Here is a 14776-nt window from a genome sequence, read left to right as displayed (position 1 = left end):
GTGAACGGCAACGCACTCCATACCGACGCGCGCCTCATTCTGCTCGCTCCCGAAGACAACTGCCTGATCGCGGCGGCGCGTCTGCCGCAGGGCGAGACCGTGGAGATAGAGGGGGAGCGCGTGACGCTGGCAAAGACGATCGAACTGGGCCACAAGGTGGCGCGGCGCGCACTCGCCGCGCAGGAAAAAGTGCTGCGCTACGGCGCGCGCATTGGCCACGTGAGCGTCCCGGTCGCGCGCGGCGAGCATCTGCACACGCATAACCTCGAAAGCGATTATTTGCCGACCTACACGCATGACGCGGGGCATGAGTTCGTCCCGCACCAGCACTAGATGCGGCGCTTGCCGCGAGCAGGATTCACGATATGAGCGAACCCAACGTCACCCCTACACGCGCTGCCGAGCTTGTGCTGGAAGGCTGGCCGCGCAGCGACGGCCGCAAGGGTATCCGCAATGTGGTTGCGGTGGCCTATCTGGTCGAGTGCGCGCATCACGTGGCGCGCGAGATCGTCGCGCAGTTCCGCGAACCGTTCGACGCCTTCGACGACCCGGATGGGGCAAGCCAGCCGAAAGCACCGCCCGTTCACCTGATCGGCTTTCCGGGCTGCTTTCCGAACAGCTATGCCGAGAAGATGCTGAAGCAGCTCACCACGCATCCGAACGTCGGCGCGGTGCTGTTCGTCTCGCTCGGCTGCGAGAGCATGAACAAGCACTACCTCGTGGAGCAGGTGCGCGCGAGCGGCCGTCCCGTAGAAGTCCTGACGATTCAGGAAAAGGGCGGCACGCGCAGCACGATCCAGTACGGCTTGGACTGGGTGCGCGCGGCGCGCGCGCAGCTCGCGGCGCAAAAGAAGGTGCCGATGCGCCTGGACGAACTGGTTGTCGGCACGATCTGCGGCGGCTCGGACGGCACCAGCGGCATCACCGCGAACCCGGCCGTGGGCCGCGCGTTCGACCAGTTGATCTCGGCGGGCGCGGCCTGCATCTTCGAGGAAACCGGCGAGCTGGTGGGCTGCGAATTCCACATGGAAAGCCGTGCGGCGCGGCCCGAACTGGGCGCGGAGATCGTGGCGTGCGTGGCCAAGGCGGCACGCTATTACTCGATTCTCGGCCACGGCTCATTCGCCGTGGGCAATGCCGACGGCGGGCTCACCACGCAGGAAGAAAAATCGCTTGGTGCCTATGCGAAAAGCGGCGCGTCTCCCATCGTCGGCATCGTGAAGCCGGGCGACGTGCCGCCGACGGGCGGGCTCTATCTGCTCGACGTGGTGCCCGACGGCGAGCCGCGTTTCGGCTTTCCGAACATCAGCGACAACGCCGAGATTGCGGAACTGATCGCCTGCGGCGCGCACGTGATCCTCTTCACGACCGGGCGCGGATCGGTGGTGGGATCGGCGCTGTCGCCCGTCATCAAGGTGTGCGCGAACCCGCTCACGTACCGCAATCTTTCCGGCGACATGGACGTGGACGCCGGACGCATTCTGGAAGGCCACGCTACGCTCGACGAAGTGGGCCGTGAAGTATTCGAGCGCACGCTGGCGGTTGCGGGCGGCGAGCGCTCACGGTCGGAGGATCTCGGCCACCAGGAATTCATCCTCACGTACAAGACTTTCGAGCCGGTCGGGCCGGCGTGCCTGCCCGCGAGCGCGCGAGTACCGATTGTCGACATGACGCCGCACTGAACGAAATGGTTGCGCGTGCAACCGGATACGGGAGATTTCACGCGATGGCGCAGGAGCAACATCCCAAGGTGGCGCACCGGCGCCGCATCGGCCGCACGGCGCTCGAAGTCAGCGCATTGGGTCTCGGCACCGCGCCGCTCGGCGGCCTGTATCGCGACCTTACCGAGGAGGAGGCGCAGGCCACCGTCGATGCCGCGTGGCAAGCGGGCGTGCGTTTCTTCGACACCGCGCCGCACTACGGCCACACCAAGGCCGAGCATCGCCTTGGCGCGGCGCTGCGGCGCTATGCGCGCAACGAGTACGTGCTTTCGACCAAGGTGGGCCGCCATTTCGTGCCGCGCACGCACGCCTACGACGGCAGCGAAGGCTGGCAAAACCCGTTGCCCTTCGAGGCGATCTTCGACTACACGCGCGACGGCATCCTGCGGTCGTTCGAGGACAGCCAGCAGCGGCTTGGCCTCGTCGATATCGACATCCTGCTCGTGCACGATATCGGGCGATATACGCACGGCGAGCGTAACGAACTTTACTGGCGGCAACTGAGCGAAAGCGGCTTCAAGGCGCTCGACGAACTGCGCTCGGCGGGCGTCGTGAAGGCGATCGGCTTTGGCGTGAACGAACGCGAAGTGATACGCGAGGCGATGCGCGAATTCGACATCGACTGCGCGCTGCTGGCGGGCCGTTATACGTTGCTCGAACAGGCGCCGCTCGACGACTTGCTGCCGGAGTGCGAAAAGAAGGGCGTAAGCATCCTGCTGGGCGGCGCATTCAACTCGGGCATTCTCGCGCACGGGCTGCTTGGCGAACTCAAGTTCAACTACGGCGATGCGCCTCAAGAGGTGATCGAGCGCGTTGCACGGCTCGATACGATTTGCCGGACCTACGACGCGCCGCTCGCGGCGGCCGCGCTCCAGTTTCCTTACGCGCACCCGGCCGTGGCGACGGTGCTCAACGGCGCGCGCAGCCCGCAGGAGGTGCGCGAGAACGTTGCCTCGTTCGAAACGCCGTTGCCCCGTGAGTTGTGGCTCGCGCTGCGCGACAAGGGCCTCGTCGATCCGCGCGCGCCGTTGCCGCAGGCCTGAGCCATGTCCGACCTCATCGACGCCCACCAGCACTACTGGGACCCCGCGCGCGGCGATTACGGCTGGCTCACGCCTTCGCTGAGCGCGCTCTATCGCGTGTTCGTTCCGGCCGATCTCGCGCCATTGCGCGCGTCGTGCGGCGTAGCGCGCACGGTGGTCGTGCAGGCCGCGCCCACGGTCGAGGAAACGCGCTGGCTGCTCGATCTCGCGCGCGACGAGCCATCGATTGCGGGCGTGGTGGGCTGGGTGCCGCTCGACGACCCGCACGCGGCCGCCTTGATCGCCGAACTCGCGCGCGAGCCGAAGCTGCGCGGCGTGCGGCCCATGCTCCAGGACTTGCCCGACGACGACTGGATCGCGAAGGCCGACACCGCGCGTGCCGTGGACGCGCTCATCGCGCACGACCTCGCCTTCGATGCGCTGGTTTTCACGCGCCACGAGGCGGCGCTCGCCACGTTCCTCGCGCGACATCCCGCGCTGCGCGTGGTGATCGATCATGGCGCGAAGCCGCCCATCGCGGCGGGCGGCGAGCGCGGCTATGCGGCGTGGGCGCGGGCCATCGCGCGCTTCGCGCAGTTCCCGCAAGTGCATTGCAAGCTTTCGGGGCTCGCCACCGAGGCGGCGCCCGGCTGGGACGACGCTACGCTTGCGCCGTGGGTTGCGCATCTGCTCGCGACGTTCGGCCCGCAACGCCTCATGTGGGGCAGCGACTGGCCCGTGCTGAACCTCAACGGCGACTACGAGCGCTGGCACGCCAGCGCCCAGCGGTTCACGAAGGCGCTTTCCTCTGACGAGCGCGCGGCCGTGTTCGGCGGCAACGCGGCGGCTTTCTATCGGCTTGGGGCCGATCCAGCCGGTTAGAAAACGTTCGTCGAACGCCACGAGGCGCGCCTGCGTCGCCATAATGGCCCTTTGCGTCATCCCGACTTCTTCCCGCGATTTCATCGCTCGATCGCGGCATGGTGCGTCTACTGCAATACCGGGTATCGCCGTGCCGCGCTTCCAACCGGAGTGGCAGATGGTACAAAGACTGGCCGGCAAGACGGCCTTGATCACCGCGGCGGGCCAGGGCATTGGCTACGCGGCCGCCGAACTGTTCGCGCGCGAAGGCGCGCGCGTGATCGCCACGGACATCCGTATCGACGCGCTTGCGGCGCTGCCGGTCGAGGCGCGCAAGCTCGACGTGCTCGACGGCGCGGCCATCGCGGCGCTGGCAAAGGAAGTGGGCACGGTCGACGTGCTGTTCAACTGCGCGGGCTTCGTGCACGCGGGCTCGATACTGGAAGCGAGTGAAGAGGACTGGGACTTCGCGTTCAACCTCAATGCGAAGGCGATGTACCGGACCATCCGCGCCTTCCTGCCGGGCATGCTGGAGGCGGGCGGCGGGTCGATCATCAACATGTCGTCGGCGGCGTCGAGCGTGAAGGGCGTGCCCAACCGCTTCGTGTACGGCGCTTCGAAGGCGGCTGTGATAGGGTTGACGAAGGCGGTGGCCGCGGACTTCGTGACGCGCGGCATCCGCTGCAACGCGATTTGCCCCGGCACGGTGGCCTCGCCCTCGCTGGAGGAGCGCATCGCAAGCCAGGCGGCGGCGCAGGGCACGAGCGTTGACGCGGCGCGCGCCGCATTCGTCGCGCGCCAGCCGATGGGGCGCGTGGGCAAGCCCGAGGAAATCGCGGCGCTCGCGCTTTACCTGGCCTCCGACGAATCGGGTTTCACGACCGGCCAGGCGCATGTGATCGACGGCGGGTGGTCTAACTAGTTAGACCGCGATAGACCGCAAACTTCGCCCCAGGAATTCTGACCGACTGCATAGCACTCAGACACTCAAGGAACACAGACGATGAAACTGCTTCGCTATGGCCCGAAGGGCCACGAAAAACCGGGCCTGCTCGACGCCGAAGGCCACATTCGCGCGCTCTCGGGCAACGTGGCCGACATTGCGGGCGACGTGCTTTCCGATGCCGGTCTCGCGCAACTGCGCACGATCGATCCGGAAACGCTGCCGCTCGTCGAGGGCAATCCGCGCATCGGGCCTTGCGTGGGCCACATCGGCAAGATGGTGTGTATCGGCCTGAACTATGCCGACCACGCGGCCGAGTCGGGCATGCCGGTGCCGAGCGAGCCGGTCGTCTTCAACAAGTGGACGAGCGCCATTGTCGGCCCGAACGACGACATCGACATTCCGCGCGGCTCGAAGAAGACCGACTGGGAAGTGGAACTGGGCGTGGTGATCGGCAAGCACGCGAAGAACGTGAGCGAGGCCGATGCGCTGAACTACGTGGCGGGCTATTGCGTGATCAACGACGTTTCGGAGCGCGAATGGCAGATCGAGCGCGGCGGCCAGTGGGACAAGGGCAAGGGCTTCGACACCTTCGGCCCGACCGGCCCGTGGCTCGTCACGCGCGATGAAGTAGCCGATCCGCAGAATCTCTCCATGTGGCTCGAAGTGGACGGCCACCGCTACCAGAACGGCAGCACGCGCACGATGATCTTCTCGGTCGCGAAGCTCGTTTCGTATCTGTCGCAGTGCATGAGCCTGCAACCGGGCGATGTGATTTCCACCGGCACGCCGCCGGGCGTAGGCATGGGCGTGAAGCCGAACCCCGTGTTTCTGAAGCCGGGGCAGACGGTGCGCCTTGGCATTGAAGGCCTTGGCGAGCAGCAGCAGAAAACCCGCGCCGCCGAGTAAGCGCGCACCGGGTGGAACGTAACGGGCCCCGGCACGCGGTCATGCGTGCCGGGGCCCGTTTGCGTCAGGCGGTCATGTCCGCGTGTGTGGCGCGGACGCGGCGCTTAGCGCATGGCTTGCAGGGTCGTGCCGACCTTAGCGTAGAAATAGCCGTCCGGGCCGAAGAAGCCGGACTGATACTTGTTCGGGTCGTAGTCCTTCATCGCGACGCGCAGGTAGCCCGGGCCCGGATCGAATGCGCTCGGGTTGGCGTCCGGTTGCGGCACCGGCGGCACGATGTTGCCGTTGCCGGAGCGTACGCGGATGTCGCCGGAGATCGTGCCGCCCGCGTTCGACAGCGAGCCCACCGTGCCCGTGACGAACGTCTTCGAAACGATCGAGCCACGGTCGTTGACGAGCTTGCCGTTCACGTCGATGGTGGACGGGCCCTGCATAGCGATCGTGCCGGCCGTGTTGTCGAGCGAACTCGCGTTCACGCTCAGGCGGTCGGCCGTCGTGATGTGGCCGTTGCCGTTCAGGATCTCTTGCGCGTTGATCTGCGCGGAACCGCGCGTGGTCGACAGCGTGCCGTTACGGTTGTCGAGACTGCGTGCTTCCAGCGCGGCCAGGTCGCCAGCCTTCAGGCTGCCACGCGTGTTCAGCAGCGTGCCCGACGTGCGAACGCTCGCGCTTTTGGCGACGTCGATCACGCCGTCCGTGTTGTTGAGGCCAGAGCCTGCGCCGATCGTCGCGTTGCCCGCCGACGCGAGCGTGCCCTTCGTGTTGTCCACGTTTTGCGCGTCGATCGACAGCATGTCGCCCGCGCGCATCGTGCCATTCGCGTTGACGACACGCGCCGTCTGCGCCGCCACGGTGCCCGTGGTCGCAGCGATCTTGCCGTTGCTGTTGTCGAGCGTGCCGCCGCTGAACAGCACGCTGTTCTGTGCGAGGACCGTGCCCTTGGCGTTGGAGAAGGTGTCGCTGACATTGATACGCATATCGCCGGTCGAGTTCAGCGTGCCCGCGTTGTTGACGCGGTTGCCGGTCACGTTCAGCTGCCGGGCGGCGCTGACGGTTGCGCCCTGGTTGCTCACGTTCGCGCCCTGAAGCGTGACCGCGCCGCCCTTGACGCTGCCGCCCGAGAGCGTCAACTGGTTGCCGCCCAGCATGGCTTCGCGCGTGCCCTCCACTGAACCCGCGCTGGTCAGCGAGCTTTGCGCGTTGATGCCCACGCCTTGCGCCGAAATCGCGCCGTCGTTGCGCACGTTCGCGCCGCTGATATTCACGCTGTCACCGGCTTTCACGCGTGCGGGCGAGCCGATCGTCACGTCGCCGTTCGAAGCGATGCTCAGGTTGCCCGTGAGCGACGTGAGCGCGCCGTTGTCGCGCACGCCAACGCCCGCTTCGGTGCCGACCATGCGCACCGCGCCGTCGCCGTACATGCTGCCGAGCGACTGCACGTCGATCGCCACTTCCGGCTTCGCGCCCGTGCCCGCCTGCGCGGTCGCAGTCTTCGACGCGTAGTCGACACGGTTCGCGCCCGCCATCGCATCGATCGACTTGCCGCGCACCTGCGCGTTGACGGTGATCGCACGCGCGATCAGGTCCACGGCGCTCGACGAGCCGTTCAGGCCGTTGCCTGCCACCGAGATCGTGCCTTGCTTGACGTCGATGGCGCCCAGCGAGCCGTCCGCGTTGAGCGTGGGCGTGCCGGTGGCGAGCGTGACGCGCGGCGCGTTCAGGAAGCCGCAGCCCGAGCACGTGATGCCGGCCGGATTGGCGAGCACGACGTTGGCGCCCTGGCCCGCGACTTCCGTGGTGCCGAGCAGTTGCGACGCCTGGCCGCCGGTGACCTGCATGAGCACGAGGTTCGCGCTGCGTCCGCCGAGTGCGGCGTTGGCCTGCACGGCGCCGCCCGTCTGCGTTTGCGCGGCCTTCGTGGCGTTGTTCAGGATCACGCCGCCGGTGCCGACGTTATACTGCGCGAAGCGGTTGTTCGAGACGCCGGCCGCATTTGCCGCGACGATGTTGACGACCTGGGTGCCGTTGCCCGATGTGCCGAGCGAGGGGCGCACGGCTGCGCCCGTGTCCACGGTAATGGGCAGCGTGGCTTGCGCGCTGGCCACGAGCGGCTGCATGCCGAACGCGCACAGCGCGGCGAAGGCGCTCGCGCGAGCCGCGAACCAGAGGGTGCTGCCGGCGTGTTGGGCGTTGTTGCGATATTGCTTTGTCATACTTATTATTTCCTTTACATAACGCAGCATGGATAAAGGCGGAGTCGTTCAGACGACTGCGGTGACCTGAACGAGCAGGGTGGGCGTGCGGTTTGGAAACGCGTTGGGCTTGTAGAGCGGCCAACCGAGCGAGACGTCATAGTTGACGCCGGCCGAGAGGCGGTTCTTCGGCGCAAGCGTGCCTCGCACGCCCACCACGGTTCCCACCAGGGTGTCACCCGTCAGGTACGGCGCGGTCGGTCCGCTCACGCGGCCGGCGTCGAGGCCCACATACAACGCCTGCACGCCGATGGACGTAGGCGCGTACCAGTCGAGTTCGTTCGATACGGTCCAGCCGTTTTCCGCTGCGAGCGTCGTTTGCTGGTCGAAGCCGCGCACGGCATAGCGGGTGCCGATCGTGAAGAAGTCGGGCGAGGTGACGCGTGTGCGCGCGTTTTGCCTCGTCCACGTGAATTGATACGAGAACGGCTGATTGGCCACGCGAAACGGCGCGAGCACGGAAACCGAAGCGGTTTCGATCTGCTCGCGGCCATTGAAGCCGTCGTCGTTGAGCACATAGCCGGGCTGGCGCGAGACGCCGGGCAGCGTCGCGCGCCAGCCGAGCGCGGCGTCCACCTGCACGCGGCCGAAGTAGTGGCGGTGCGAGACGCCCAGTTCATAGCCGTAGACGTCGCGGTCCTGCACGTCGACCAGCGTGTCCTGCACGTAGTTGTGATTGATCGCGCGATACAGGCGTGCGCTCAATTCGGTGCGCGACTTCGCGCCGCGTTGCACCATGCGTGAAAGCTTCACGCCCGCGCCTTTTTGCTCGCCCGTGTACTGTACGTCGCCGAACGTGAACGAGCGTGTCTGGAGATAGCTCGTGCGGTACGCGTCGAGCGAAAGCATCGTATAACCGAGCGGCACGCTGTACGAAGCGCTGGCCTGGGTGGCCCCCAAGCCCGGCGCTCCGCGGTTGGCGTTCGTGAGACCGGAGACCTGCAACTGATCGTACTGATGCAGCGGCGAGTCGATGGTAAGGATTCCATATATTTCATTCCTGCCGGTTGCGATCTGGCCGGCATTGTCGTAGCCGAGCGCCGCGTGCCAGCGCTTTCCATCGCCGGGAACGAGGACGATGTCCGACTCGCCGGGGTCGGCGCCGGGCAGAATGTCGAAACGTGCGTCGGCCTGGGACGAGAGCCGCCGAATGTTCTCCAGCCCCTGGTCGATGCCGTGCTGATCGAGCAGGTCGCCCCCGCGCAGCGGCAACGCGCGCGCCAGCGTGCCGATCGCTTCGTTATGCTTGCCGTTGCGCGTGTCGTTTTCCGCGTCGCTCGCCGTATCCGTCGCATCGCGGACTTCGCCAACGCGCCCGGCCATCACGTCGAGCCTGAGCGTGCCGGAGGCGAGCGATTGCGCGGGCACGGTCACGCGCGAAGTCACGTAGCCGTCGGCGATCAGCGCATTGGCGGCCGTATCCTGCACGACCTTGAGACCGTCCACACCGACGCATTGGCCCACGACAGGCGCGACCACGCGCTCCAGTGAGCGAAACGGATTATTGGCAAGTTCGACTTTGCCGATCGCGAAGCACGGCGTTTCGGCGGGCAGATGCGCGAGATCCGCCGCGCCCGCACCCTTGCTCGACGCATCTTGATCGAGCGCATTGGCGAGCGCGCCGTTGGTCGACGTGGCTTCGATGCGCTGTTGCTGCAAGCGCTGAGTGTCGGCGCCCGGCAAAGCGTCGACGACGAGGCCTTCGCTTTGCGCGAACGAGGGCAGGCTGTACAGAGCCAGGGTTGCGACGGCGATCGTGGTCTTGCTGGAGGGCGACACTGCGGCGTTCTCGTCGAGTAAACGGCCGCAGCGTAGATTCGTTACAAATCGAAATCAAGCGTAATGATTTTGAAATATGCGGTCTTTCCCTGCATTTATCCTTGTTTCGCAATTTTGCCTGATTTGTGCGCAGTGCTTGCGAGCGTGTCTTTCAGCCCGTCTGCGGTCTCTCTTCCGGCGCGCCCGCTTCCGACATACGGTTGACTGTTCCCTGCGCGATCGCCACCAACCGTTCGTCGCCGTTTTCCATCACGTACACGCTGCACTGGCAGGTGGCCTGGTAGCGCGCCGAGTGCACCACGCGGGCCCGCGCCATGAGCGTGCCCTTGAGCACCGGGCGCAGATAGTTGATCTTGAATTCCGCCGTCACCACCCGCGGCCCGAGTGCGAGCGCGCCGGAGAAGGTCAGCGCATTGTCGGCGAGATAACTGATCACCCCGCCGTGCACGAAACCGTGTTGTTGCCTGAGGTCTTCGCGTACGGGCAGGCGCAGGGTCAGTTCGTCGGCCCCCACGTGCATGAGTTCGGTGCCGAGCAGCACGCTGAACGGCTGCGCGTGCAGCGCGCCGCGTGCACGATCCAAAAGGTCTGTCATCGTCGCGTTCCCTGGGTCTACCCCCGCGTGGTTTCCTAACCACTGTAGGAAGCGCTCCACGGCCTAGTCAAGGTGAATCGAATGAAACCCCGCGCGCATTGTTGCGAGAAATGCGTGAAATGCCAAATGGATCGTTTCTGAAATAACTCATTGCGCATTTTGGGGCTGTTTTTCACGGTTTATTCACGGTTCAGGGCTCAAAACAACGTTTTCGCGGCCGTAAACGCAGAGCGGGCGCGAGCGATCACATGCTTGCGCGCCGCTCATTCACTGCTATCCCAGGTGTCCAATTGTTCAGCAAGATCAAGGTCGCATCCGGCCTGTTATGCGTTCTCGTTGCGTTCTGCGTATTGCAGCTCGTCACCGCAGGACTCGGTTACTGGTCGCTCACGCGCACGCATGACGACGTGGCCGACCTCTCCAAAGTGGCATTGCGCCAGGCGAGCGCCGCCAACGAAACCACCCAGCATCTGATGGACGCCCGCATCAATCTCTCGCGCGCGGGCACGCGCATGGTGCGTGGCGGCACCGTTCCCACCGATATCGTCGACCACGCGCGCGAGCAACTGAGCGCCGCCGACCACGCGTTCGAGACGCTCATGGCCGTGCCGCCGATCAGCGACGAGGACCGCGCGCGCATCGCCGCGCTCGCGCAGCGCTACCAGGTGCTGCGCAAGGCGCTCGGCGAACTCGGCGACGACCTCAACGGCAACAATCTCCAGGCGTTTCTCGACCAGCCCACGCAGTCGTATCAGGACGCTTATCTCGCCGAGCTGCACGCCTTTACGCAGTTCAGCGGCGCGGCGAGCCGGGCCTCGCTCGATTCGATCGATTCGCGTCTCGCGCTGTTCCAGGGCGTGGGCCTCTTCATCCTCGTCGTGCTGATCGCGCTCGCGACGGGCGTGCACATCGCGCTGCGGCGCGGCGTGGTGGCGCCGCTGGAGGAAGCGGGCCGCCATTTCGAGCGCATCGCGCGCGGGCGGCTCGACGAGCGCGTGGCGGCGCGCGGCGACAACGAGATCGGCCGGCTGTTCCAGGGCCTCGCGCTGATGCAGTCGAGTCTCGCGCGCACGGTGCACACGGTGCGCGAGACGGCGGGCTCGATCCACGTGGGCGCCGACGAGATCGCCACGGGCAACGCCGACTTGTCGGCGCGCACCGAATCGCAGGCGGCTTCGCTCGAGCAAACGGCGGCGAGCATGGAGGAACTCACGGGCACGGTGCGCAATACGGCGGAGAACGCGCGCGAAGCGAACACGCTGGCCGAGGCGGCGCTCGACGCGACCGGGCGCGGCGGCGCGGTGGTGGGCGAGGTGGTCGAGCGCATGCGCGGCATCGCGCAAAGCTCGGACAAGATCGCGGAGATCATCGGTGTGATCGACGGCATTGCCTTCCAGACCAATATTCTCGCGTTGAACGCGGCGGTGGAAGCCGCGCGGGCGGGCGAGCAGGGCCGGGGCTTCGCGGTCGTGGCGGGCGAGGTGCGCGGGCTCGCGCAGCGCAGCGCGCAGTCGGCCAAGGAGATCAAGACGCTCATCAGCGAGTCGGTTGCGCAGATTCGCGGCGGCTCGGAACTCGTGGAGCGCGCGGGCGACGCGATGCGCGAGGTGTCGAACTCGATCTCGCGGGCGACGCAGATGATGGCGGGCATCAGCGCGTCGTCGCTGGAGCAGAGCGCCGGCATCGACCAGGTCAATCAGGCCGTCTCGCAGATGGACCAGATGACCCAGCAGAACGCGGCGCTCGTGGAGGAGGCCGCGGCTGCGGCGGCTTCGCTCCATCAGCAAACGCGCCAGCTTTCAGAGGCCGTGGCGGCGTTCGAGATTTCGCCGGCGGTGCTGGCGGCGGGCTGAGCGCCCAGGCTGCCTTAATCCGCCTGGCGAGCTTGGGCGCTCATGCTCTGGTAGGCGGTGAGAAGGTGGTAAGGCGTGGTCGACGGCATGTCGGCGCGCGCCACCTCGCCGTCGGCCGCGCGGCATTCCACCCAGCCTTGCGGCGTGAGAAAGCGCGGCGCGAAGCGCGCGATCTGCGGCGCGAGCGTCGCGCGCACGCCTGCGTCGCCATGCGTGGCGAGCGCGCGCAAGTATTCCGTCTGCGCCCAGATGCGCTGCGTCGCATCGATCACGCGGCCTTGTTCGTCGAGCGCCGCCGCCACGGTTCCACGCTCGGCTTCCACGCCGTGCTTTTGCGCGAAAGCGAAGGCGCGCGCGAGCGCTTCATCGAGGCCCGAGTCGCCCAGCCGCGCGCCCGCGCGTGACGCCAGCCAGAACCATTCGAACTGGTGGCCCGGTTCGAGCCGGTTGTCCGCCGCGCCAATCGGCAATTCGGCGATGCAGCCCGTGGGCTCGTGCAGGAATGCGCGCGCGAGCGCCTCGGCGAGGCGCGTGACGGCCGTGTCGAACGCGGCGTCGCCGGTGGCGTCGCTTGCGGCGAGCCAGGCTTCGGTGAGGTGCATCAGCGGATTTTGCAGCGGCGCGCCGGTGACGCTCGCGAAGGACGCGTCGAGCGCCGCGTTCAGCAGGCCGTCGCGGGCAGCGAAGCGATCGACGATCAGCGACGAGGTCTCGCGCGCGAGGTCGAGCGCCGCGGATTCGCCAAAGCGCTGGCCGTAGGCGGCGCTCGCGAACACCACGAAGGCGTGCGTGTAGAGGTCCTTGGTGGTGTCGAGCGGTGCGCCCGTGGCGTCGACGCTATAGAACCATCCACCGTGCGCCCGGTCCTGGAAGGTGTGGCGCAATGTTTCGAAGAGCGTGTGGGCGTGGGCCGCCTGGGCGGCGTCGCTTGCCTGGGAGAACACGAAAAGCTGCCGCGCGCACGCCATCGCCCGGTAGCGCGTGACGGGCAGCGGCTGCACGCCGGCCGCGTCGATTGCCTCGTAGGGCAGGCGCAGCGCGGCGTTGAAGCCGGGCCCGAGCCACAGCGGCAGGACGATGCGGTCGAAATGCTCACGCAGGCTCGCTGCGCTCGGGAGTGTGTTCATGGGGCAAGCACGCGGCGGCCGCGTCACAGGGAAGAAGCGATGTCGGCGATTGTACGCATTCGCAAAATGCGCGGGCCATTCGGGGGCGCCGGGGATCGGCGGCGGACGGTCTTGCGGCGGTCATCGTCAGTCTCATGATTGATCTTGCGCAAGGCATTGTGGATGGGGCGGGCGGGTTCCCGATGATGCATGCCGGATAAGTCAGACGAGAGCCTCTGTCGGTGTGGTTCGGCATGCGACAATGGGCGCTCGAACCAGAACACGAGGACGTCGCGCAGGGGCCGTGACCGGCTGGCGCGCGACGCGAACCGCATCGTTGACCCATGGCTGATTACGCAGATACCGCATCATTGAGCTCCTCGCGCCCCGAGCGCAGCGCGCCGTCGAAGCGTCGCGCATCGTCCCCTTCGTCTCCGTCGTCCCCTTCGTTCGATCCTTCCGGGTTGCCCGCCGGCGACGACACTGTCAACGCGCAGGCGCCCGGCGCCGAGCCTTCTCTTGATCCGCACGCGCAGCAAGAGCAGCACGACGCCGCGAGTGCGCCCGTAGCCGCCGAGGTGGAGGGCGTAGCCGTGCGTCAGGCCACGCTGAGCGGTTTCGAAACGCCCGAGACCGGGCAAGCCGAACCGGCGTCCGCCGATGACGCCTCCGCTGCAACGGCTACGCGCCGCGCCGCGCGGACAAAGCGAGCGGCTGCACCGTCCGTGGCCGACGCGGAGCCGACCCTGGCGACGGGCGACGCGGACGTCGCGCTGCCAGCCGCAGCGCTCTCCGAGCCGTCGTTCCACGCTGCGGATGACGCGAGCGCCGAAGCGCCCGCGTCCGCAGTGGAGACTCGCCTGGATGCCCTCCAGTCGGCGCTTGCCGACCAGCGCCGCATGGCCGCCGCGTCTTCGCGCCGGCTCAAATGGGTGCTCGTTGCCGCTTCGGCGGCCGTGCTGGCTTCGGTGGGATTCGGGATCGCGCAATCGGTGCGGTTCGACAGCCTCGCAAACGAGTCCCGCGCCGAGCAGGCTCGCCTGGAGCAATTCATCCTGAAGCAGCAGTCGTCGCTCGATGACATCTCGCAGCGGCTCGCCACACTGGCGGCTACACCGGCCGTTGCCGTGGAAACTCCGGCTCCGGCCCGCGCAGCGGTTGCCACGCCTGCACCCGCGCGTCACACAGCGGCGCGTTCCTCCCGCGCTGCTCCGGCTCACCACACCGCAAAAGCCACCCAAAAAACGGGCCAGAAGGCGCCTCGCTAAGTGGTCCACCGGGCCGCTCACCAGGCGACCCGCGCTGTAATCCACCCCCGTATCTGGAAACTCGATGCGTTGTTTTGCTGCAACGCATCGTTTCCGCTCGTCCTTATGCGACGGCGCGCCGCAGTTTTTTTGCTGCGTCGCACTAGCGTCTGACTAGGGAAAACCCTATAATCGTTTCTGTCCTAGGGAAAACCCTGAACGCAGCCAATCTGGGAGTCGCCATGAGCTTTATCCTCGCACTGTTTCAAAAGGTGAGCGACCTCTTCGCGTCGCCGTATCTGCCGATGGATGCAGAGTATTCGTACGAAGCGCGTCACCGCGAAGCGGAACGTGTTCGCCGTTCGCACTACATGCCGTTCGGCATGCCGCGTGACTGATCGAAGCTGAAGCGCTTCGGGTAGCATGAGCCGCCCAACGCGCTTCTCCGGTCGGACCGCCTGATTTCGTCTACAAGGCCGGCTCTCGAA

At 66.8% G+C, this 14776-nt stretch carries 13 protein-coding genes; 9 read left to right on the top strand and 4 right to left on the bottom strand.

Annotated features, from left to right (window positions below):
- The 6 genes from C7402_RS41135 (at window position 1) to C7402_RS41110 (ending at window position 5456) form a co-directional block, all read left to right on the top strand.
- Window positions 1–333: a UxaA family hydrolase gene (locus C7402_RS41135; RefSeq protein ID WP_116614640.1), complete on the top strand. Its 333-nt coding sequence runs from the start codon at window positions 1–3 to the stop codon at window positions 331–333.
- 32 nt (window positions 334–365) lie between these two features.
- Complete coding sequence (locus C7402_RS41130) at window positions 366–1682, top strand: UxaA family hydrolase (RefSeq protein ID WP_116614639.1); 1317 nt, start codon at window positions 366–368, stop codon at window positions 1680–1682.
- A 44-nt stretch (window positions 1683–1726) separates the two neighbouring features.
- Window positions 1727–2764, top strand: a complete 1038-nt coding sequence (locus C7402_RS41125; RefSeq protein ID WP_116614638.1) for an aldo/keto reductase — start codon at window positions 1727–1729, stop codon at window positions 2762–2764.
- 3 nt (window positions 2765–2767) lie between these two features.
- On the top strand, window positions 2768–3625 hold the full coding sequence (locus C7402_RS41120) for an amidohydrolase family protein (protein WP_116614637.1): 858 nt from the start codon (window positions 2768–2770) through the stop codon (window positions 3623–3625).
- 157 nt (window positions 3626–3782) lie between these two features.
- Entirely contained in the window at window positions 3783–4526 is a 744-nt protein-coding gene (locus C7402_RS41115; protein ID WP_116614636.1) for an SDR family oxidoreductase, read from the top strand.
- 81 nt (window positions 4527–4607) lie between these two features.
- Window positions 4608–5456 (top strand): ureidoglycolate lyase, encoded by an 849-nt coding sequence (locus C7402_RS41110; protein WP_116614635.1) that lies wholly within the window; start codon window positions 4608–4610, stop codon window positions 5454–5456.
- Window positions 5457–5560: 104 nt separating this feature from the next.
- Here C7402_RS41110 and C7402_RS41105 read toward each other — a convergent pair whose 3' ends face one another.
- The 3 genes from C7402_RS41105 to C7402_RS41095 form a co-directional block, all read right to left on the bottom strand.
- Window positions 5561–7669 (bottom strand): two-partner secretion domain-containing protein, encoded by a 2109-nt coding sequence (locus tag C7402_RS41105; protein ID WP_165842112.1) that lies wholly within the window; start codon window positions 7667–7669, stop codon window positions 5561–5563.
- A 48-nt stretch (window positions 7670–7717) separates the two neighbouring features.
- A complete protein-coding gene (locus C7402_RS41100) occupies window positions 7718–9487 on the bottom strand; it encodes a ShlB/FhaC/HecB family hemolysin secretion/activation protein (protein WP_116614633.1) in 1770 nt (589 codons plus the stop codon).
- A gap of 151 nt (window positions 9488–9638) precedes the next feature.
- A complete protein-coding gene (locus tag C7402_RS41095; protein ID WP_116614632.1) occupies window positions 9639–10082 on the bottom strand; it encodes a PaaI family thioesterase in 444 nt (147 codons plus the stop codon).
- Between the two features lie 290 nt (window positions 10083–10372).
- On the opposite strand from C7402_RS41095, the gene C7402_RS41090 reads away from it, so the two are divergent.
- On the top strand, window positions 10373–11935 hold the full coding sequence (locus C7402_RS41090) for a methyl-accepting chemotaxis protein (RefSeq protein WP_112177365.1): 1563 nt from the start codon (window positions 10373–10375) through the stop codon (window positions 11933–11935).
- Window positions 11936–11949: 14 nt separating this feature from the next.
- On the opposite strand, the gene C7402_RS41085 is transcribed toward C7402_RS41090, so the two are convergent.
- A complete protein-coding gene (locus C7402_RS41085; RefSeq protein WP_116614631.1) occupies window positions 11950–13062 on the bottom strand; it encodes an AGE family epimerase/isomerase in 1113 nt (370 codons plus the stop codon).
- A 323-nt stretch (window positions 13063–13385) separates the two neighbouring features.
- Between C7402_RS41085 and C7402_RS41080 the strand changes: the two genes are divergently transcribed.
- Together C7402_RS41080 and C7402_RS47245 are read left to right on the top strand one after the other, a co-directional pair.
- On the top strand, window positions 13386–14309 hold the full coding sequence (locus C7402_RS41080) for a hypothetical protein (protein WP_133254639.1): 924 nt from the start codon (window positions 13386–13388) through the stop codon (window positions 14307–14309).
- A 221-nt stretch (window positions 14310–14530) separates the two neighbouring features.
- Window positions 14531–14686 carry a hypothetical protein gene (locus C7402_RS47245; RefSeq protein WP_165842111.1) on the top strand — a complete coding sequence of 52 codons (156 nt, stop codon included), beginning with the start codon at window positions 14531–14533 and terminating at the stop codon, window positions 14684–14686.
- Window positions 14687–14776: the final 90 nt, after the last annotated feature.

Origin of the sequence: Paraburkholderia unamae (genome assembly GCF_003096875.1) — a bacterium.
Classification (GTDB): domain Bacteria; phylum Pseudomonadota; class Gammaproteobacteria; order Burkholderiales; family Burkholderiaceae; genus Paraburkholderia; species Paraburkholderia unamae.
The sequence above is the reverse complement of the archived record's forward strand: the minus strand, read 5'-3'. Positions and strand labels throughout refer to the sequence as shown.

Bases quoted from the DNA above. Each gene is read 5' to 3' on its own strand.
- C7402_RS41125 (WP_116614638.1), top strand. From the start codon at position 1,727: ATGGCGCAGGAGCAACATCCCAAGGTGGCGCACCGGCGCCGCATCGGC.
- C7402_RS41110 (WP_116614635.1), top strand. From the start codon at position 4,608: ATGAAACTGCTTCGCTATGGCCCGAAGGGCCACGAAAAACCGGGCCTG.
- C7402_RS47245 (WP_165842111.1), top strand. From the start codon at position 14,531: ATGAGCTTTATCCTCGCACTGTTTCAAAAGGTGAGCGACCTCTTCGCG.
- C7402_RS41095 (WP_116614632.1), bottom strand. From the start codon at position 10,082: ATGACAGACCTTTTGGATCGTGCACGCGGCGCGCTGCACGCGCAGCCG.
- C7402_RS41115 (WP_116614636.1), top strand. From the start codon at position 3,783: ATGGTACAAAGACTGGCCGGCAAGACGGCCTTGATCACCGCGGCGGGC.
- C7402_RS41130 (WP_116614639.1), top strand. From the start codon at position 366: ATGAGCGAACCCAACGTCACCCCTACACGCGCTGCCGAGCTTGTGCTG.
- C7402_RS41105 (WP_165842112.1), bottom strand. From the start codon at position 7,669: ATGACAAAGCAATATCGCAACAACGCCCAACACGCCGGCAGCACCCTC.
- C7402_RS41120 (WP_116614637.1), top strand. From the start codon at position 2,768: ATGTCCGACCTCATCGACGCCCACCAGCACTACTGGGACCCCGCGCGC.
- C7402_RS41080 (WP_133254639.1), top strand. From the start codon at position 13,386: ATGGCTGATTACGCAGATACCGCATCATTGAGCTCCTCGCGCCCCGAG.
- C7402_RS41085 (WP_116614631.1), bottom strand. From the start codon at position 13,062: ATGAACACACTCCCGAGCGCAGCGAGCCTGCGTGAGCATTTCGACCGC.